The organism is Lentzea sp. NPDC036955, assembly GCF_055608005.1.
Genome location: NZ_JBVJRC010000009.1, coordinates 81,560 through 98,730, shown reverse-complemented (window position 1 = coordinate 98,730; position 17,171 = coordinate 81,560). Strand labels below are relative to the sequence as shown.

Sequence of the window (17,171 nt, the reverse complement as noted above, 5' to 3'; positions counted from 1 at the left end):
GCCAGGTGCCGCGTTTTGTCGTTGTGAGTCCCCCTTTCCGCTCGCACGCCCAGCCCATGTCGGTGTTCGCCACCGCGCTGGCCGCGGCTGGTGCCCGTGAGGTGACGTTCGCCTGTGGCGCGGAGTTCGCCGAACTGGCACGCGATGTTCGTTTCGCGGCAATGAGGACGACCCGCGAGTCGAACAGCGGGATCGCCGAGAGGACCGCGCAGGACGCCCGCACGGCCCGTGGTGTGACCGACTTCCTCGAAGCCACGAAAGGAGGTGCGGTCGCGGCCCTGCTCGCGCAGACCCGGCGGCGCAGGACGGAGCCGCTGACCGCGCCCGCCCAAGTGCTGCAGGACATCCGCGCACTGCACCAGGATGTGCGACCGGACTTCTACGTCGTCGACCAGATCGACTACGCGACCACGCTCGCGTTGCACGCGCTCGACCTGCCGTTCGTGTCCTACGTCACCGGGCACCCGACCTACCTCGTCACGCGCGACGACCAGTTCTTCGGCCTGCCGCAGCTGTGGCCGTCCGCGGTGCGCCCGTCACCGACCGAACTCGCCGAGCTGGCAACAGAAGTGCGGCTCACCGACCGCGCCCTCACCGCCGCGTTCGCCGATTTCCTGGCCGAGCACGCACCGTCCCGGCCGGTGCCGCCCCGCGCGTTCGCCTCGACCTCCTCCCACGCCGCCGTCGTGAACTACCCGCACCTGCCTTGGCTTCCGCCGCTGCCGTCACCGCAACAGCAGGTGTTCCTCGGCCACTGCACCACCCCCGAACCGCTCGACGACACCTGGCTCGCCCGCGTCCGCGGCCGCCGCGTCCTGCTCGTCGCGCTGGGCACGTTCCTGTCCGCACGCCACGACGTGCTGCGCACGGTGGTCCGCGGCGCCCTGCAGGTCCCGGACCTGACCGTGGTGGTCGCCGCCGGTGGCCGCGTCGCCGAACTCGCTGACCTGGCAACGGATCCACGCGTGGTCGTCGAGTCCGTGGTCCCGCAGCGCGCGTTGCTGCCGCACGTCGCCGCGATGGTCCACCACGGCGGCAACAACTCGTTCACCGAATGCCTGCAGGCGGGGGTTCCCGCGGTGGTGCTGCCGTTCTCCAGCGACCAGTTCTGCATCGCCCACGACGCGGAACGGGCGGGCGCGGGCGTGTGCCTCGACCCCAACGCCGCCACCCCCGAGGACGTGACGAAGGCGCTGCTGTCGGTGCTGGACCAGCCCGAGCCGTTCGCCTCCCTGCGCGACGCGGTCCGCGCGGCCGGCCCGGACCGCGGCGCCGCACAGCTGCTGGAGGTCCTGGCGCGTCATCGCTCGTCCGCGAGCCGCGCGGCGGCCCCACGGCCGGACCACGGCTCGCACCGGTGACAAGACACGCCTCGGCGTCCATGCGATCCATGGTTGCCCGGCCCTGCCAGGCCTGCATGATGAGCGTCGTGTGATCCCAGGTTGCGGGTTCCGCGTGTCCGAGGAGTCGCGTTGTCCCGCTCCACCAGCCAGGCGGTCCCTCCACGCACCAGATCCGCGCCGAGGGCGGCGCTCGGGGGCGTGTCGGTGAGGGGCGACGTGGTGGCGATGGCGTACCTGCGGCGGTCAGACCTCCGGCAACAGGGTTGCGCCGCCGGGGTAGTGGTCCTTCCACCTGTGGAGGATCATCCGCGCCTGGAACAGGTCGTCGTGCTCGTACAGGTGGGAGGACGGCAGGAGCTCGTCGTCGGTCGGAAGCGAGGTCCGCATCCCCCACCGCTCGACGAGCGTGCGACCGTCGGGCTGGAGGTACCTCTTCTCGCTCCAGCCCGAGGTCTCGGTGAAGCTCTTGTGCTCGTCGCGCACCGGCCATCCGAGGGTGATCACCGGGTTCCGGCGCCGGTCCCACCAGGAGCCGTCGTTGTTGGGGCGCGTTCGCGGCGGTATGCGCGTGATCTGGAGCGCTCTGAGCAAGCGCGCACCGTCGACCGGCCCAGGCCGCATCACGAGTGTCTCGCCGTCCAGGCCCGGACGAGTCGTGAGCCAGGTGGCGAGGGCCAGCGGGTCCATCAGCGGAAGTGCCAGGTACTGCCGCTGTCGTTCCTGTTCCTGCAGCTTGCGAGCCGCTTCCAGCGCGGGCGCGGCCGCTTTTCGCTCTTCGCTGTCCGCGACGGCGCACGAGGTGCACAGCAACGGGTCCGCGTAGATCGGAGCATGGCGGCTGCACAGGGGTCTTCGGCACCGAACGCACGCCCCGATCGCTCTGATGCCGCACTGGCACGACTCGGGTTGAACGTTGATGCCGCCGTGGACGACGCCGGCCTGCAGCGCGGTCCCGTAGTTCGTGCCCGAGAAGTTGTTCCCGGTGACTTGTCGCGCGTGCTGCTGGGGAGATGTCCCGGTGCGGTTCGGTTCCTCGGGTTCGGTAGCGCTCAACGGGCCACTCCGCTCTCGCTCGGATTCGCCTGGCTCGATCTGGATCGGAGGCACGGCATGCGTCGTTACCTCCGCCCGTCATGCAGGCCTGAGCCCACCTCACCAGATTCCGCAGGTAGTCAGCCACGGGAGCTTTCGATGGTCGAACAACGCGCAACCGACTGCGTCGTCGCCGGCGGTGGGCCGGCCGGTGTGGTGCTCGCCCACCTGCTGGCCCGCGCCGGGCTGAGGGTCGTGCTGCTGGAGGCGAAGAAGGACTTCAACCGCCGGTTCCGCGGCGACACGCTCGCCCCGGCGGTGCTCGACTACCTCGACGAGCTCGGGCTGGCCGACGAGCTGCTGCGGACCATCCCGCACACCACGGCCCGCACGTTCGACTGGCACACGGCGAAGAAGACGTACACGATTGCCCGCTACGACAAGACCAGCGCCAAGTACCCGTACTACGCGCTGATCCCGCAGGCGTTGTTCCTGCCGCACATGGTCGGGCTCGCGAGCGCCTACGACGGCTTCGAGGTGCGCATGCAGGCCAAGGTGAGCCAGCTGCTGCGCGACGACACCGGACGCGTGTGCGGTGTGCAGTACGCCGACGCCGACGGACGGCACGAGCTGCGGGCCCGGCTCGTGGTGGCCGCAGACGGGCGCAACTCCAGGGTGCGGGTGCTCGCCGAGGCGCGGACCACCGAGCTGGGGGCGAGCCTCGACCTGCTGTGGCGGGAGTTCCCGCGCCGCGGCGGCGATCCGGCGTTGTCGGGGTTGCAGCTGTTCGGGCACCGGCTGGGCACCATCGCCGTGCTCAACCAGCTCGACCGGTGGCAGGTCGGGTTCACCATCGAGGCCGGCTCGTTCCCCCGGTTCCGGGAGGAGGGGGCCGGGCCGGTCGTGGCGGCGTTGCGGGAGAGCCTGCCGTGGCTGGGCGACCGGGTCGACGCCGTCGCCGATCCGGGGGAGTTCACGCTGCTGCCGGTCCGGATCACGGCGGTCGACCGCTGGTACCGGCCGGGGGTGCTGCTCATCGGCGACGCGGCGCACGTCATCTCACCGGTCGGGGGCAACGGCATCAACTTCGCCATCTGCGACGCCGCCGAGACCGCGAACCAGGTCGTGCCGGTGCTGCTCGACGGCGGGACCGATGCCGAGCTCGACGCGGCCTGCGCCGAGGTGGAGGTGCGGCGGCGGCCGCCGGTGCAGGCCGAGCAGGAACGGCAGGTGCGCATCGAGCAGAGCAGCGCCAAGCGGTTGCGGCGCGGGCTCGACGGGCCGGCGCCGGTGCTGCGGCTGGTCGCCGCGGTCAAGCCGCTCGCCACCCTGTTCGGGTCGCTCAACGCCAGGCACGTCATGGCGCCGTCCGACGTCGTCCTGCGCCGCGAGGTGCCGGTGCGCGACTGACGGTGTCGCCGAGCGGCGCGCGTGGTCGTGGGCGGTGGTGGTGCGCGTGCTGTGAGCGGCCATGCGCTTGCGCAGCAACCACGCCGGCACCAGCCACAGCAGCACCCGCGACGCGCAGCACCGGTGACCGAGAGGTCCTGTGTGGACCGTGCGCCGTGACCGGGCAGGTTCTGCGTGAGCGTGCGGTACCCGGCCTCGGTGAACGCGGGCAGCACCGGGAAACCCGGTCAGGCCTTGCGGACGGAGCTGAGCAGCTCGTGCACGACCTCGCGCAGCTTGGTGTTCTGCTCCTGGGAACGCTTCACCAGCAACGCGAACGCCTCGTCCGCACTGCACCCGTGCAACGCCATCAGCATGCCCTTGGCCTGGTCGATCTCGGCACGGGAGAACAGCGCCGTCTCCAGCTGCGTGACCCTGGAACGGGTGTCGTGCCACAGCCGGGCGTTGGTGATCGCCGCGCACGCTGCGGTGGTGAACAGCCGCACCACCCCTTCGTCGAACGGGTCGAACGCGCTCGCCGTGGCGCTGTAGATGTTCAGCGAGCCGAGCAGCTCGTCGCCGTTCGTGCTCGTCACCAGCATCGGCACGGCCAGGTGGGCGCTGATGCCCAGGCGGTGCGCCGCCTCCTCGAACTCCGGCCACACCTGCTCGTGCTCACCCACCACCGCGCGGACGGTCTCACGGGCGTGCGCGGCCTGCAGGCACGGACCGCGTCCGGCGGCGTACTGGGCCTGGTCGATCTCGGCGAGGTGCTCGTCGGTCGCGGCCTCGGTGTGGCTGCCGCTGTCGGTCACCACGGTGATCGTGACGCCGTCGGCGTCGTGGAAGGCCTGGACGGCGCTGTGCGCCACGCGGTCGAGGACGGCGCCGAGCGGCTCGGCGAGCGCGAAGACGTCGCGCAGCGCCTCCAGCGCGACGGTGGCCTCGTCCAGCCGTTCCAGTGTGCCGGGCCGGCCGACGAGCAGCGACTCCTGCTCGCCGCCTGCGCCGGGCTCCTCGGGTCTTCCCATGTTCGGCCACTCCCTGTCGGCGCCACCGGAGGTGGCTGTGATCCACCGAACCGGATAGTAGCGCCGTTCGTACCAGGTGGGACCCCGCGGAGCCGTGCGCTACCGCCTGCGGGTGACGACCCCCGACAGCGTGCCGGCGACGACGGCGGCCACCAGGAACCACGCCGGCCTGCGTGTCACCACATCCCCCTGTGCCAGGTCAGGAAACCGGGGACTCCGTCTTGAACCGGTCGCGGCGCAACGCCGGACTCGGCAGCGCCGTCGCCTCCGCGAGCCCCGCGAGCTGCTCCCGCGCACACGCCGCACTGGACTTGCGCGGCACCCACCCGAGCTCGGTGCGCGCCCGTGCGGTGTCGACGAGCGGCGAACGCGTGCCGACGTCGAACCAGCCCGGCGACATCCGCAGCACCCGCAGCCGCCACAGCAGGCTCACCAGTGCACGCGCGATGCCCGGCCGCACCGGCACAGCGCGCGCACCGGCGGTGGAAGCCAGGTCGGTGACGTCGAGGGTGTCGGCGGCGATGTTGAACGGCCCGCGGGCACGGGTCTTCAGAATCCGCACGATCGCGTCACCCACGTCGTCGGCGTCCACCAGCTGCACCCGCAGCGAGGACGGCAGCGGCAGCAGCGGCAGCTTCCCCCTGCGCAGCAACCCGAACAGCTGCCGCGGCACGACCGGGTCGAGGAACAGCGCCAGGAAGCTCGCCGACGCACCGGCCTGCGCCACCAGCGCCGGCCGCACGAGCGCCACCGCGATGTCCGGGTTCTCCTGCGCGAACCGCGCGACCTCGCTCTCCACTTCGGACTTCCCCGCGCCGTAGCTGGAGCCGGGAATGCCCGTCGTGGCGGCACTTTCGTCCACCGGTGCCGACGCGGGCGCGTAGGCCGCGATCGAGGACCCGTGCACGACCTGCCGCACACCGGCCCGCCGCGCCGCCCTGAGCACCGCGGTGGTGCCCTTGAAGTTGGTGCGCTGCAAGCGTTCGCCGTCGCGCACCGGCTGGAACATCCACGCGAGGTGCACGACGGCGTCGGCCCCGCGCATCGCCTCCTCCAGCACGTCCGGCGCCGAGTCGTCGGCCAGGTCGCACGCCACCCAGCGGACCGCGGCGTAGGGTGCGACGGCATCCGGTGGCCTGCGGCAGACGCCGATCACCTCGTGGTGGGTGCTGTCGGCGGCCAACGCGCGCACCAGCCCGGTGCCCACGTTCCCCGACGCACCGGTGATCACGACCTTCACGATCGACCTCGATCCGCCTCGGCGTCCACTTCCGTCCTACGGCGTGTACCCGTGCGACCTCCCGGTATGCGCCACCACCTCGTCCGGGTGCGAGTCCCGCGCGCCGTCCAGCACGGCGACCGCCCAGGACGACTCCGGCCCGCTCTCGACCGGCACCTCCACCAGGCCCTCCCCGCTCACGGCCGGGCTCACCCCGGTCTCACGGGCCCGTTCGGCCAGCTCCCGCAGGTTCGCGCCGACCGCCGTGTAGAACCGGTGCTGCGCGCCCCGGCCGAACACCGCCCACCCCAGCCGCACCAGCGGGTGCGCCCGCGGGTTCACCTGGTTGTAGCTGTTCACCTCCAGGGCGACCACACCGGACTCCAGGTGCTTGACCACGCGGTAGTCGACCCGTCCCCGTTCGAGGTGCCCCTGCAGCGTCTCGTAGCTCCAGCCCCAGCTGTACCGCACACCGTCCTCGTCGAACGCCGTCTCGGTGATCCGCACGCCCATCAGGAACCGGGCGAACGCGAACCGGCCCACGAGCAGCAGGTTGCGCCCGAGCAGCGGTTCCTCGGGCACGTAGTGCGCGCGCAGGAGCTTCTTCGGCGTGAACGTGTACGCACCCAGCTCGCGGCAGGCGTGCCACCACAGCGACCCCTCCTCCGGCCGTCCCGCCGGGTCCTGCCCGAGCACGAACCGGTGGTGGTCGAAGTGCCAGGTGGACGCCCGGATCTCGGCCGGGTCGTAGTTGAGGCTCTTCTCCCGCAACCCGAGCACGACCTCGCGCACCGGCACGTTCCCCGCCCGCATCACGCGCATCGTGGGCATCTCCTCGGCTCGTCCTGGTCGGCCGGACGACTGCGGGTACCCGCTGCCCGCCGAACGACTCGGCTTCGCGCCACCGGGTGCACCGGCTACCGTCGAAGATCCACACCCGAGCCCGGAGGACACCCGTCGTGGACGACCTGCTGGAGATCGCCGCCGCCCTGCTGCCCGGCGTCAACCTCGACCGGGCCGTCCTCGCGACCGAGGGCAACGTCCACCGCGTGCTGCTGGTCCCCGGCACCGCCGCCGTCCGCGTCAGCAAGCGTCCGCTGGCCGCGGCCACCATGCCCCGGCGCGTCGCCGTGCTGCACGCGCTGGCCGCCGCCGACCTGCCGTTCCAGGTCCCGGTGCCGCTGACGCCGGTCACCCCGTTCGGCGATCAGGCCGCGGTCGCCGTGTCGTGGCTCGACGGCACCCCGCTGCCGAAGGGCGAGGGCTCGCCCGCCCAGGTCGCCGAGGTGCTGGAGGCCGTCCGCTCCGTACCGCTCGACGCCGGCCTGCTGGCCGCGGTCGACGGCCGCGCCGAAGGCAGGCACTGGTCGGACGTCATCGGCACCGACGTCGTGCCCCGCCTGCCGCGCCGCTGGCAGGCCGAGGTCCTGCGCCGCCTCGACGCCGCACTGGCCCTCGACCCCGTCCCCGACGCCCTGGTGCACGGCGACCTCGGCGGCGGCAACGTCCACTGGTCGGCCGACGGCAAGCTCCTCGGCGTCCTCGACTGGGACACCGCCATGCCCGCCGACCCCGCGATCGACGCGGCGCTGATGGCCTGGCACGGCTGGGACACCGTGCGCAGGGCCGTGTCCGCGCAGACCTACCACCGGGCCCGCACCTGGGACGCGCTGCTCGGCGTCGGCCACCTCGTGGCGTGCATGAACGGACGGCCCATGACCAATCCCGACGGTTTCGTCCAAGCGGTCGTGCCGTGGCTGGAGGCCGACGGTCAGCCCGCGACGCAGTAGGGCGTCACGCCGGTGGGCTCAGCGCGGTGATCCTCCTCAGCCCGACCCGAAGGCGGTCCGGCGTGTCCTCGGCCAGCGCCGCGGTGAGCTCGTCGAGCAGGTCCCAGTAGCGCCACTTCTCCCGCCACTCCAACGGAATCGACGCAACCCGCACAGCGCACATGCGCACCGCCACCCGCGTGCGCACGACCGAGTGCTCCCCGTCGTACGCGGGTGCCTCCCACAGGCTCTCCGCCGCGGACAGTTCCGAGACCAGCGCGGCGTGCTCGTCCCGGGCAGCGCTGTGCCGGCCCTGCCTGGTGCGTTTTCCCAGCACGTGGTCCACGCTCATCTGCAAGGCGGCGGCGACCAGCGCGACGACCCCCGTCTTGACGACCTCCTTGAGTACCGACTCGCCCACGGCGAACGCGCCCGAGGCCGCCGAGGCGAGGACGACGAACCCGAGCAGGACGAACTTCGACACGAACGCCAGCAGCCGGTCGAGCAACGAGTGGTCCCGGGTGGCCACCACCTGCCGCAACTGACCGCGCAGCCACCTGATCTGCTCCAGCGCCCGCTGCCGCTGGGCGGGACTGATGCCGCCGTGCCGGGCCAGCGAGTCCAGCACGGCCGCGACCCGGTCGGGTGGCAGGTCGAGGAACTCGCCCACCTCCGCCCAGGGCAGCGCGGAGATCGCGGAGATCGCCACGAGGTGCGGCATGGCCTCCCGCACCCGTTGCCGCGACCTGCGGCGGGAGGTCTGGCGCAGGTGGTCCTCCGCGCTGTCCAGCAACACGTCCAGGTCTTGGACGACCCCGACGAGCGCGGTGGCCGCGAGCCGCAGGTCACCGGAGGCCCGCGCCGCCGCGCGCTCTTCCTCGTGGTGCAGCAGCAGTTCGAGCACGGGCGGCGCAGCGGCAGCCGGCTCCTCCTTCTGCCGCAGCGGTCGTGCGGCGACCCTGTCGTCCGCGGGAGGTGCGGGGAGCTGCTCCGCCGCCTGCCGCGCCTGGGCGACCACCGACGTGTCCTCCTGCCGCTTCTCGCGGTGGAAACCGTCGTCGCGCCGGAACGGGGTGGAGTAGCTCATCGCGCTCCTCTCACAGCACGCCCAGCCTACTGACCGGCGCTCCGGTTCGGAGGCGAACGATCGTTCCGGGGCATCCACCTGACGGGGACGTCCCCCACCACTCGGGGGGTCCCCTTACCCCCTGAGGTGTACCGCTCTTCAGACCGCGGACCGATGTGCGCGCAGCGGCCGCTCCGGTGAACTGTCCGCAAGTCCACCGTCGAGCCACCGCGCCGACGCCTGCCGCGGGAGAGTTCATGGCCTTCTTGACCGACGCCCTCGAAGGCCTGGCCGGTCTGCCGCAGCCCGCCGTGCTGGCGGTGACCGGTGCGCTCACGCTGGCCGAGTGCACGCTCGGCGTGGGGTTCCTCGCGCCGGGGGAGACCGCGTTGCTGCTCGCCTCGACGACGGTGACGAGCGTGCCCCGGTTCGCGGTGATGTGGCTGGTGGTCACGGTGTGCGCGGTGGCGGGCGACAGCATCGGCTACTACCTCGGGCGCCGCTACGGCGACCGGCTGCGCGACAGCCGGCTGGTCCGCAGGATCGGGCGGCAGCACTGGGACAAGGCGAGCGACCTGCTGCGGCGGCGCGGGGCGTGGGCGGTGTTCGTCGCCCGGTTCATGCCCGTCGTGCGGACGCTCGTGCCGGCGTCGGCGGGTGCGTCGAAGCTGGAGTACCGCAGGTTCCTGCCTGCCTCGGTCGCCGGTGCGGCGTGCTGGTCGGCGCTGCACATCGGCATCGGCTCGGCGGCGGGTGCCTCCGCGAAGTACGTCGAGTCCGTCTTCAACGGCGCGATGTGGGTGCTGCTGGGCATCGCGGTGGTGGTCGGCGCGGTCGTCGTGCTGCGCCGCCGCGGCAAGGCAGCGGCGGAACCTCGGGAGCTGGAAGAGGTCGCCTGAGCCGTCGCTCACGCCGGGGCGAGGTGCTCCCAGGCTGGGCCGGGCGTGGTGAGGCTCAGCAGGAGGGCCTCGAGGTCGACCAGCGGCTGCCGGTCGGGGTGGTGGTGCCAGGTCGGGATGGCGCTGATCCCGTCGGCCGCGGCCATGACCAGTGCGGTGACGTGCGGCGGGAGGCCGTCGGCCGCGAGGTCGCCGTGCCAGCGCAGGGTGTCGTCGCGAGCGAGGTCGATGATCTCCGGGATCGCGACCAGGTGGCTGAGCAGCGGCACCAGGTCGCGGAAGTTGCCGGGGTCCTGCGAGAAGGCGGCGCTGACCCGGACGTAGGCGCGGGTGAGGCGGCCCGGCCCGGTGTCGGCGGGGTCCACGGCGGCGAGGACGTCGGCGCGGAACCGGTCGAACAGGTCCTGGGCCAGGGCCCGCACCAGGTCGTCCTTGGTGGCGAAGTGGTGCAGGAGACCGCCCTTGGACACGCCCGCCTCCCGCGCGATGTGGTCGAGGGTGGCGGAGGTGCCGCGGGCGCGGATGCACACGCCCGCGGCGTCCAGCAGCGCGCGGCGGGTGTCCTCGGGGGTGCGCCCGGCTACACGCGGCATGGACTACTCCTCGATCGGGGCCGTGGTGGTGCCGCTCTTCCTACCGGAGGGGATCGTGCGCCAGGCGATGAGGGCGGCGATCACCGTGGTCGCCGCGGCGACCACGGACGTGACCTGCATGGCGGTGGTGAACGCCGCCCGTGCCGCCTCCAGCACGCCCGCGTTGTCGCGGACGGTGTTGACGGCCGCCGCCAGCGAGTCCTCCACGGCCGCCCGTGCCGTGCCGGTCAGGCCCGCGGGCAGCTCCAGCGCCGCCCGGTAGACCAGGCTCACCGTCGAGCCGAGCAACGCGATGCCGAGCGCGCCGCCCAGCTCGAAGGCCGTCTCGGAGATGGCCGAGGCCGCACCGGCGCGTTCGGACGGCACCGCGGAGACCACGGCGTCGGTGGTGAGCGTCATCGCCACGCCGATGCCCAGCCCCAGCGGGACCAGCGCCGCCGCCAGCCACAGGACGTGGTCGGAGCTCTCGGCGACGGCGACGAGCGCCAGGCCGAGCGCGGCGAACAGCAGGCCCGCCGCGACGGCACGGCCGGTGCCCAGCCGTGCCACCAGCACCCCGACCACCGCCACGGCCAGGATGGACGCGACCGTCGTGGGCAGCTCGACCAGCCCGGCGGCGAGCGGGCGCAGGCCGCGCACGAGCTGCAGGTACTGGGAGAAGAAGAACAGCACGCCCATGAGCGCGAAGATCGCGACGAAGTTGGCCAGCACCGCTCCGCTGAACGCCCTGTTCCCGAACAGCCCCACGTCGATCAGCGGCGTCTCCAGCCGCCGCTGGCGGCGGACGAACAGCACACCCGCGGTCACCCCGGCCGCCGCGGTCAGCACCGCCGCGAGGTCCACCCCGGAGCCGATGGCGTGCTTGACCGCGTACACCAGCGGCACGACCGCGGCCATCGACAGCGCAGCGGACAGCAGGTCGAACCGGCCGGGCCGCGGGTCGCGCGACTCCGGCAGCAGCACCGCGCCCGCCACCAGGAACACCAGCACCACCGGCACGTTGATCAGGAACACCGAGCCCCACCAGAAGTGCTCCAGCAGCAGCCCGCCGACCAGCGGCCCCAGCGCCATCCCGCCGGCGGAGGCCGCCGACCAGATCGCGATCGCCCTGGTGCGTTCGGCCTGGTCGGGGAACATGTTCCGGATGATCGACAGCGTCGACGGCATGATCGTCGCGCCCGCCACGCCCAGCAGCAGCCGTGCCGCGATCAGCATCTCCGCGTCCGGCGCGAACGCCGCCAGCGCCGACGCCGCACCGAACGCCGCAGTGCCCGCCAGCAGCACCCGCTTGCGCCCGAGCCGATCGGCCAGGGTGCCCGTCGTCACCAGCAGACCTGCCAGCGCCAGCGCGTAGACGTCGCCGATCCACAGGACCTGCGTCGAGCTCGGGGCCAGGTCGGCGGTCAGCGACGGCACCGCCAGGTACAGCACCGTGCCGTCGATGGCCAGCAGCAACATCGAGCCGACCAGCACCACCAACGCCGCCCACCTGCGGCGATAGAGAGTCGGCACCGTCGCCGCCGCAGGGGTGTTCTCAGGAGTCACGGACTTATTGTACCGGCTGGACGGTTTAATACCGTGGGTGTCGCCGGTCCGTTCGCCCTGACGAGTGTCAGCGGATCAGGACGAGGAACTTCAGGCGGGCCTTGCCGAACGCCACCCGCGGCAAAAGCGGTGGACGAAGAACGCGCCGGGCTTGTAGCTTCCCGGCGAACGTGACGCTGACCGAGGAGGTGAGACCCATGACCGCAACGCCGTGGGCGCTCTCCCTCCCGTCACGGCCGGGCGACTGACGCAGGTGTCGCCGGGAGCGCCTCGACCACCGAGCCACTCCCGAAGGGCACCACTGATGCACCCCGCCGACCACTCTGCCGAACACCCCGACGTGATCATCGCCGGCTGCGGCCCGACCGGCGCCGTGCTGGCCGCCGAGCTCCGCCTCCACGACGTGCGCGTGCTCGTCCTGGAACGCGACACCGAACCCGCCTCGGTCGTCCGCATCGTCGGCCTGCACGCCCGCACCCTCGAACTGATGGCCATGCGAGGCCTGCTCGACCGCCTGCTCGACCGCGGTCGCCGCCGACCGGCCTCCGCGTTCTTCGCCGCCATCGACAAGCCGGCGCCCACCGGCCTCGACACCGCGCACCCCTACCTGCTGGGCATGCCGCAACCGGTCGTCGTCGACGTCCTCGAACGGCACGCGGCCGACCTGGGCGCCCTGGTCCGGCGCGGCTGCGCGGTCACCGGACTCGACCAGGACGACGACGGCGTCACCGTCGAGCTGGCCGGCGGCGAACGGCTGCGCGCCCGCTACCTCGTCGGCTGCGACGGCGCGCGCAGCACGGTCCGCAAGCTGCTCGGTGTCGGCTTCCCCGGCGAGCCCTCGCGCAACGACACGCTGATGGGCGCGCTGGCGGTGAGCGCCCCGCAGGACGAGATCGACGCCAAGGTGGCCGAGGTCAGGCGGACCTGCCGGTTCTTCGACGTCAACCCGTTCGGCGACGGCGTCCACCGCGTCGTCGTCCCCGCCCCGCACGTCAGCGACCGCAGCGAACCGCCGGTGCTCGACGACTTCCGGCAGGCGCTGCTGGCCATCGCCGGCACCGACTTCGGCGTGCACTCACCGCGCTGGCTGTCCCGCTTCGGTGACGCCACCCGGCTCGCCGAGCACTACCGGGTCGGGCGGGTGCTGCTGGCCGGCGACGCGGCGCACGTCCACCCGCCCGCCGGTGGCCAGGGCCTCAACCTGGGCGTGCAGGACGCGGTCAACCTCGGCTGGAAGCTCGCCGCGCAGGTCCGCGGTCGGGCACCGGAGGGGTTGCTGGACACCTACCACTGCGAACGGCACCCGGTCGCCGCGGACGTCCTGGACAGCACCCGCGCCCAGGTGCTGCTGGCGTCCCCCGAACCGGGCGCGCGGGCGTTGCGCCGGCTGCTCACCGAGCTGATGGACTTCGACGTGGTCAACCGCCACCTGACCGAGAAGACCACCGCGATCGGCCTGCGCTACGACCTCGGAGGAGGCCACGACCTGGTCGGCCGGCGGCTGCGCGACCTCGACGTGGCGCAGGGCCGGCTCTACGACCGGCTGCACCGCGGCCGCGGCCTGCTGCTCGACCGCACCGGGCGCCTCGGCGTCGGTGGCTGGGCGGACCGGGTCGACCTCCTCGCCGATCCCTCCGTGGACGTGGACGCGCCGTGCGTGCTGCTGCGTCCCGACGGGCACGTGGCGTGGGCGGGGGAGGACCAGCACGACCTCGACGCGCACCTGGCCCGCTGGTTCGGCCCGGTCACCGCACCAGCCTCTCCCTGAACGCCGGCAGTGCCTTCCCCTGGGCGCCTCCGACTTGATCGCAAGGCCTTGACCGCCGTCCTCACCGTTGTCATCCGCCGAACCCGATCGGCGTGCGCGGAGAGCCCGAGGTGCTGTTGGTAGTAGCTACGAGCCTGTTGATGTTGAGTTGGTGGTACTTGCAGATGCCGGTAGAGGCAGGGGGTGGGCGCGGCGCTCGACCCGCCCCAGCGCGTTACCAGGGAACGGGGCCTCCGTCGTCGAAGAACCCGCCGCGCGGTCCGTCGTCGGGCAGCGTGGCGAGCCTGATCGCGACCGCCGCACCCTGCTCGGGCGTCCGCGGTGCGTTGAACCCGGTGAAGTCCGTCGCGACGTAACCGGGGCAGACGGCGTTGACGATGACGTTCGTGCCGGCGAGCTCGCGCGCGTACTGCGCGGTGATGCTGTTGAGCATCGACTTCGACGGCGCGTAGGCGGCCAGCACCGGCCCGGTCTGCAACGTCAGCGAGCCCATGTTGCTGGAGATGTTGACGATTCGCGGCGACTCGGCCCGGCGCAGCAGCGGCAGCACCGCGTTCGTCACGCGCACGACGCCGAACACGTTGGTGTCCAACACGGTCCGCATGACATCGAGGTCCAGTGTGGACGGGTTCTGCGCGCCACCGTCGAAGCGGCCGGCGATGCCCGCGTTGTTGACGAGCACGTCGAGCCCGCCCGCGGTCTGCTCGATCGCCTTCGCCGCAACGGTGACGCTGTCGCCGGACGTGACGTCCAGCGCCACCCCGAACGCGTCGATGCCCTCATCTTGCAGGCGCGCAACGGCTTCCTCGCGCCGTGCGCTGTCACGTGCACCCACCGCCACCCGGAACCCGATCGTCCCGAGCCCGCGTGCGATGGCGAAACCGATTCCCTTGTTCGCGCCGGTGACCAGCGCGGTCTTCTTGTTCACACCACCCATGCTCAGCGCCGCCGCGGACGGTGTCCAAGATCGATCCAGTACCTCGTGATACTCCACGGGTATCAGCGCGCGTACGCTGGACGGGGTGCACGACGTCGAGACCCGCGAGCTGCGCTACTTCGTCGCAATCGCGGAGGAGCTGCACTTCGGTCGCGCCGCCGACCGCCTCGGCATCGCCCAGCCGCCGCTCTCGCGCGCGATCCGGCAGCTCGAACACCGCCTGGGCGTCCAGCTCCTCGACCGCGACCGCCGCGGCGTTTCCCTCACCGAACCCGGCCGCGTGCTGCTGCACGAGGCCCGCCTGGTCCTCGCCGCGGTCTCGGCCGCCGTGCGCCGCACCCGCCAGGCCGCGGCCGAACGCCGCCCGCTGGTGCTCGTGACGAAGGCCGGCGCGTCCCACGAGCTGTTGCAGCGCCTGCTCGACGCCGTCGGCAGCGCGCCCGACCCGGTGCCGGTCGAGGTGCTGCTGTGCGAGGTCGGCGAGCAGGCCGGGCTGCTGCGCGACGGCACCGCGGACGTGGCGGTCATGCACCGCCCCTACGACGACCTGGCCGGGTTCGACACCGAGGACCTGGTGGTGGAGGGGCAGGTGGCGATCCTGCCCGCCGCCCACCCGCTCGCGGCCCGCGCGGAGCTCACGCTCGCGGAGGTCCAGCACGTGCCGGACCTGCCGATCGCGCGCTGGCCGCGGCTGGACGGGTCCTATCCGGACGGTCCGGGGCCGGAGGTGCGCACCCAGTCGAAGCTCGCGCAGCTCGTGGCGCTCGGCAGGACGCTGCTCGTGATCCCCGCGTCCAGCCGGGCGTGGCAGTGGCCGGAGCACGTGGCGGTGCCCGTCGTGGACGCGCCGGACGTCACGACGGTGCTCGCCTGGCAGCCCGGCAACCGGTCGCCGGCGCTCGCGTCGTTCGTCCGCACCGTCACCGAATCGGTGCGAATCCCAGGGTGAACCGTTTCTGAGTCGATTTCTCGGGTATCGCTATAGCGGCGGATGACCCGGTCGTGTCGAGAGGAGACGGGAATGTCCCGTGATGGTGCCGGTGTGGTCATGACACGTGTGCTGGGTGCGGTGACCGCCGCGTACAGCGCCGCGTTGATCGTGTCCCCGCGGATCTTGGCCAAGCCCACGGGCCTGACCACGCGGGGAGATGACGTGCCGGGACCGGTGCGGACGCTCGTCGCCGCCATCGGGGCCCGTGACACCGCGATCGGCCTGGCGATGGTCCTCGCACCTACGGGGCGACCGCTGCGCACGGCCGTGGCCACGCGCGTCGCCGCGGACCTCTCGGACGCGGCGGTGTTCGGCCTGACGCTGCCCGACCCCGCAGCACGGCGCAAGGTCGCGGTGTTCGCCGTGACCTGGGCGGTGCTGTGCGGGGTCTTCGGCCTGCGCCGCTGACCGCCGGTCGTCCGCGTCCGCCAACGCGTTCACCTCAACCGCAGGGAGTTCCGAGCATGAGCACGATCACCAAGTCCGTCGACGTCGAGGCGGACGTGACCAGCGTCTACAACCAGTGGACCCAGTTCGCGGAGTTCCCGCGGTTCATGGAGGGCGTCGACCGGATCGACCAGCTCGACGACACCCACACGCACTGGACGGTCAGCATCGCCGGCGTGAAGCGCGAGTTCGACGCCACGATCACCGAGCAGCACCCCGACCAGCGGGTCGCGTGGCGCTCCGACAGCGGCCCCGACCACGCCGGTGTGGTGACCGTGCACCGCCTCGACGACCGCCACACGCGCGTGACGGTGCAGATGGACATCGACCCGGAGGGCTTCGTCGAGAACGTCGCCGACAAGCTCGGCGTCCTCGACCGCCGCGTGCAGGGCGACCTCGACCGGTTCAAGACCTTCATCGAGGAGCGCGGGGGAGCCGAGACCGGTGCGTGGCGCGGTGACGTCGACCGCCCCGGCCAGACCGCGCCCGGCCAGACCGCGCCCGGTACCGGCCAGCTCTGACCGGGCCGCACGAGTCCGCCGCGGTGTTCCGGCCACGGCCAGGTGGGGCCTTTCCGTGGCCCTGGGAACACCGCGGCACCCTCGTGTCCCCGGCCGGTGTCTTGCCGGCCGCTTCCCGGCCCGCCACCTCGGCGGCCCGTCAGCCTGACCCCGGCTCGCCCCCACCGCCCTGACCGGCACGGGCACGGGCCTTCTCGCCGAGCTTCGCCTCGATCCGCCGCAGCGTCGAGATCATCGCTTCCACGTCGTCCTCATCGGACACCGCGTCGTCGAGCAGATCGCTCCACAGCACGCTCAACCGCCGCAGGTTCTCCTGCGCGCGGGCGGTGGGGTAGAGGCGCACGCGCCGCGCGTCCTCCGCATCCGCCTCGCGGTGCACGAGCCCCTTCTTCTCCAGGCTGCGCAACGCCCGGCTGAAGTTGCTGGAGATCTGGTGGGTGGCCTCCGCCGCCACCCCCGCCGACGTGCCGGGGTTGCGGTCGATGAACCGCATCGCGGCGATCTCCACCGGTGTCAGCGGTTCCCGGTGCAGCACCTCCTTGGCGGCGTGGATCTGCCGTCCGACCGCCGCGATCAGGTCGGCGAGCTCGAACAACCGCGCCTTCTGGTCCTCGTCCACGG

At 72.6% G+C, this 17,171-nt stretch carries 18 protein-coding genes; 8 read left to right on the top strand and 10 right to left on the bottom strand.

Going from position 1 to position 17,171, the window contains the following annotated elements; translation table 11 throughout:
- Nucleotides 1–56 precede the first annotated feature (56 nt).
- The gene (locus ACZ7CF_RS29790; protein ID WP_470371115.1) at nt 57–1,361 is read left to right on the top strand and encodes a nucleotide disphospho-sugar-binding domain-containing protein; all 1,305 of its coding nucleotides are present in this window, start codon (nt 57–59) and stop codon (nt 1,359–1,361) included.
- A 225-nt stretch (nt 1,362–1,586) separates the two neighbouring features.
- Here ACZ7CF_RS29790 and ACZ7CF_RS29785 read toward each other — a convergent pair whose 3' ends face one another.
- Nucleotides 1,587–2,396, bottom strand: a complete 810-nt coding sequence (locus ACZ7CF_RS29785) for a hypothetical protein (RefSeq protein ID WP_470371114.1) — start codon at nt 2,394–2,396, stop codon at nt 1,587–1,589.
- Nucleotides 2,397–2,534: 138 nt separating this feature from the next.
- Between ACZ7CF_RS29785 and ACZ7CF_RS29780 the strand changes: the two genes are divergently transcribed.
- The gene (locus tag ACZ7CF_RS29780) at nt 2,535–3,785 is read left to right on the top strand and encodes an FAD-dependent monooxygenase (protein WP_470371113.1); all 1,251 of its coding nucleotides are present in this window, start codon (nt 2,535–2,537) and stop codon (nt 3,783–3,785) included.
- A gap of 227 nt (nt 3,786–4,012) precedes the next feature.
- Here ACZ7CF_RS29780 and ACZ7CF_RS29775 read toward each other — a convergent pair whose 3' ends face one another.
- The 3 genes from ACZ7CF_RS29775 to ACZ7CF_RS29765 form a co-directional block, all read right to left on the bottom strand.
- Nucleotides 4,013–4,795 (bottom strand): ANTAR domain-containing response regulator, encoded by a 783-nt coding sequence (locus ACZ7CF_RS29775; protein ID WP_360393037.1) that lies wholly within the window; start codon nt 4,793–4,795, stop codon nt 4,013–4,015.
- Between the two features lie 199 nt (nt 4,796–4,994).
- Nucleotides 4,995–6,035, bottom strand: coding sequence for an NAD-dependent epimerase/dehydratase family protein (locus ACZ7CF_RS29770; protein ID WP_470371112.1), 1,041 nt, complete (start codon nt 6,033–6,035; stop codon nt 4,995–4,997).
- Between the two features lie 36 nt (nt 6,036–6,071).
- Nucleotides 6,072–6,845 carry a DUF1990 family protein gene (locus ACZ7CF_RS29765; protein ID WP_470371111.1) on the bottom strand — a complete coding sequence of 258 codons (774 nt, stop codon included), beginning with the start codon at nt 6,843–6,845 and terminating at the stop codon, nt 6,072–6,074.
- 128 nt (nt 6,846–6,973) lie between these two features.
- Here ACZ7CF_RS29765 and ACZ7CF_RS29760 point away from each other — a divergent pair, with 128 nt between their 5' ends.
- Nucleotides 6,974–7,804 (top strand): phosphotransferase family protein, encoded by an 831-nt coding sequence (locus ACZ7CF_RS29760; protein WP_470371110.1) that lies wholly within the window; start codon nt 6,974–6,976, stop codon nt 7,802–7,804.
- Between the two features lie 4 nt (nt 7,805–7,808).
- Here the strand turns inward: ACZ7CF_RS29760 and ACZ7CF_RS29755 are convergent, their stop codons facing one another.
- Nucleotides 7,809–8,870 carry a hypothetical protein gene (locus ACZ7CF_RS29755; RefSeq protein ID WP_470371109.1) on the bottom strand — a complete coding sequence of 354 codons (1,062 nt, stop codon included), beginning with the start codon at nt 8,868–8,870 and terminating at the stop codon, nt 7,809–7,811.
- Between the two features lie 236 nt (nt 8,871–9,106).
- Here ACZ7CF_RS29755 and ACZ7CF_RS29750 point away from each other — a divergent pair, with 236 nt between their 5' ends.
- Complete coding sequence (locus ACZ7CF_RS29750) at nt 9,107–9,748, top strand: DedA family protein (protein WP_458431478.1); 642 nt, start codon at nt 9,107–9,109, stop codon at nt 9,746–9,748.
- A gap of 8 nt (nt 9,749–9,756) precedes the next feature.
- Here ACZ7CF_RS29750 and ACZ7CF_RS29745 read toward each other — a convergent pair whose 3' ends face one another.
- The 3 genes from ACZ7CF_RS29745 to ACZ7CF_RS29735 all read right to left on the bottom strand — a co-directional run bounded on the left by ACZ7CF_RS29745 (nt 9,757) and on the right by ACZ7CF_RS29735 (nt 12,085).
- Nucleotides 9,757–10,341, bottom strand: coding sequence for a TetR/AcrR family transcriptional regulator (locus ACZ7CF_RS29745; RefSeq protein WP_360393053.1), 585 nt, complete (start codon nt 10,339–10,341; stop codon nt 9,757–9,759).
- Between the two features lie 3 nt (nt 10,342–10,344).
- Nucleotides 10,345–11,799 carry an MFS transporter gene (locus ACZ7CF_RS29740; protein ID WP_470371286.1) on the bottom strand — a complete coding sequence of 485 codons (1,455 nt, stop codon included), beginning with the start codon at nt 11,797–11,799 and terminating at the stop codon, nt 10,345–10,347.
- A gap of 154 nt (nt 11,800–11,953) precedes the next feature.
- Nucleotides 11,954–12,085, bottom strand: coding sequence for a hypothetical protein (locus ACZ7CF_RS29735; RefSeq protein ID WP_470371108.1), 132 nt, complete (start codon nt 12,083–12,085; stop codon nt 11,954–11,956).
- A 105-nt stretch (nt 12,086–12,190) separates the two neighbouring features.
- On the opposite strand from ACZ7CF_RS29735, the gene ACZ7CF_RS29730 reads away from it, so the two are divergent.
- A complete protein-coding gene (locus ACZ7CF_RS29730) occupies nt 12,191–13,654 on the top strand; it encodes an FAD-dependent monooxygenase (protein ID WP_470371107.1) in 1,464 nt (487 codons plus the stop codon).
- A 214-nt stretch (nt 13,655–13,868) separates the two neighbouring features.
- Here the strand turns inward: ACZ7CF_RS29730 and ACZ7CF_RS29725 are convergent, their stop codons facing one another.
- Nucleotides 13,869–14,591 (bottom strand): SDR family oxidoreductase, encoded by a 723-nt coding sequence (locus ACZ7CF_RS29725; RefSeq protein ID WP_470371106.1) that lies wholly within the window; start codon nt 14,589–14,591, stop codon nt 13,869–13,871.
- 85 nt (nt 14,592–14,676) lie between these two features.
- Here ACZ7CF_RS29725 and ACZ7CF_RS29720 point away from each other — a divergent pair, with 85 nt between their 5' ends.
- From ACZ7CF_RS29720 to ACZ7CF_RS29710, 3 genes are all read left to right on the top strand, one after another.
- Complete coding sequence (locus ACZ7CF_RS29720; RefSeq protein ID WP_470371105.1) at nt 14,677–15,540, top strand: LysR family transcriptional regulator; 864 nt, start codon at nt 14,677–14,679, stop codon at nt 15,538–15,540.
- 99 nt (nt 15,541–15,639) lie between these two features.
- Nucleotides 15,640–15,990: a hypothetical protein gene (locus tag ACZ7CF_RS29715; protein WP_360393067.1), complete on the top strand. Its 351-nt coding sequence runs from the start codon at nt 15,640–15,642 to the stop codon at nt 15,988–15,990.
- 56 nt (nt 15,991–16,046) lie between these two features.
- Nucleotides 16,047–16,550: an SRPBCC family protein gene (locus tag ACZ7CF_RS29710; RefSeq protein ID WP_458431483.1), complete on the top strand. Its 504-nt coding sequence runs from the start codon at nt 16,047–16,049 to the stop codon at nt 16,548–16,550.
- A 139-nt stretch (nt 16,551–16,689) separates the two neighbouring features.
- On the opposite strand, the gene ACZ7CF_RS29705 is transcribed toward ACZ7CF_RS29710, so the two are convergent.
- The gene (locus tag ACZ7CF_RS29705) at nt 16,690–17,169 is read right to left on the bottom strand and encodes a MarR family winged helix-turn-helix transcriptional regulator (RefSeq protein WP_470371104.1); all 480 of its coding nucleotides are present in this window, start codon (nt 17,167–17,169) and stop codon (nt 16,690–16,692) included.
- Nucleotides 17,170–17,171: the final 2 nt, after the last annotated feature.

What these genes read in the sequence shown, in the direction of transcription:
- ACZ7CF_RS29735 (WP_470371108.1), bottom strand. Translation starts at nt 12,085, where the DNA reads ATGGGTCTCACCTCCTCGGTCAGCGTCACGTTCGCCGGGAAGCTACAA.
- ACZ7CF_RS29765 (WP_470371111.1), bottom strand. Translation starts at nt 6,845, where the DNA reads ATGCCCACGATGCGCGTGATGCGGGCGGGGAACGTGCCGGTGCGCGAG.
- ACZ7CF_RS29710 (WP_458431483.1), top strand. Translation starts at nt 16,047, where the DNA reads ATGAGCACGATCACCAAGTCCGTCGACGTCGAGGCGGACGTGACCAGC.
- ACZ7CF_RS29745 (WP_360393053.1), bottom strand. Translation starts at nt 10,341, where the DNA reads ATGCCGCGTGTAGCCGGGCGCACCCCCGAGGACACCCGCCGCGCGCTG.
- ACZ7CF_RS29730 (WP_470371107.1), top strand. Translation starts at nt 12,191, where the DNA reads ATGCACCCCGCCGACCACTCTGCCGAACACCCCGACGTGATCATCGCC.
- ACZ7CF_RS29790 (WP_470371115.1), top strand. Translation starts at nt 57, where the DNA reads ATGTCGGTGTTCGCCACCGCGCTGGCCGCGGCTGGTGCCCGTGAGGTG.
- ACZ7CF_RS29715 (WP_360393067.1), top strand. Translation starts at nt 15,640, where the DNA reads ATGACACGTGTGCTGGGTGCGGTGACCGCCGCGTACAGCGCCGCGTTG.
- ACZ7CF_RS29755 (WP_470371109.1), bottom strand. Translation starts at nt 8,870, where the DNA reads ATGAGCTACTCCACCCCGTTCCGGCGCGACGACGGTTTCCACCGCGAG.
- ACZ7CF_RS29775 (WP_360393037.1), bottom strand. Translation starts at nt 4,795, where the DNA reads ATGGGAAGACCCGAGGAGCCCGGCGCAGGCGGCGAGCAGGAGTCGCTG.
- ACZ7CF_RS29740 (WP_470371286.1), bottom strand. Translation starts at nt 11,799, where the DNA reads ATGTTGCTGCTGGCCATCGACGGCACGGTGCTGTACCTGGCGGTGCCG.
- ACZ7CF_RS29725 (WP_470371106.1), bottom strand. Translation starts at nt 14,591, where the DNA reads ATGGGTGGTGTGAACAAGAAGACCGCGCTGGTCACCGGCGCGAACAAG.
- ACZ7CF_RS29780 (WP_470371113.1), top strand. Translation starts at nt 2,535, where the DNA reads ATGGTCGAACAACGCGCAACCGACTGCGTCGTCGCCGGCGGTGGGCCG.
- ACZ7CF_RS29750 (WP_458431478.1), top strand. Translation starts at nt 9,107, where the DNA reads ATGGCCTTCTTGACCGACGCCCTCGAAGGCCTGGCCGGTCTGCCGCAG.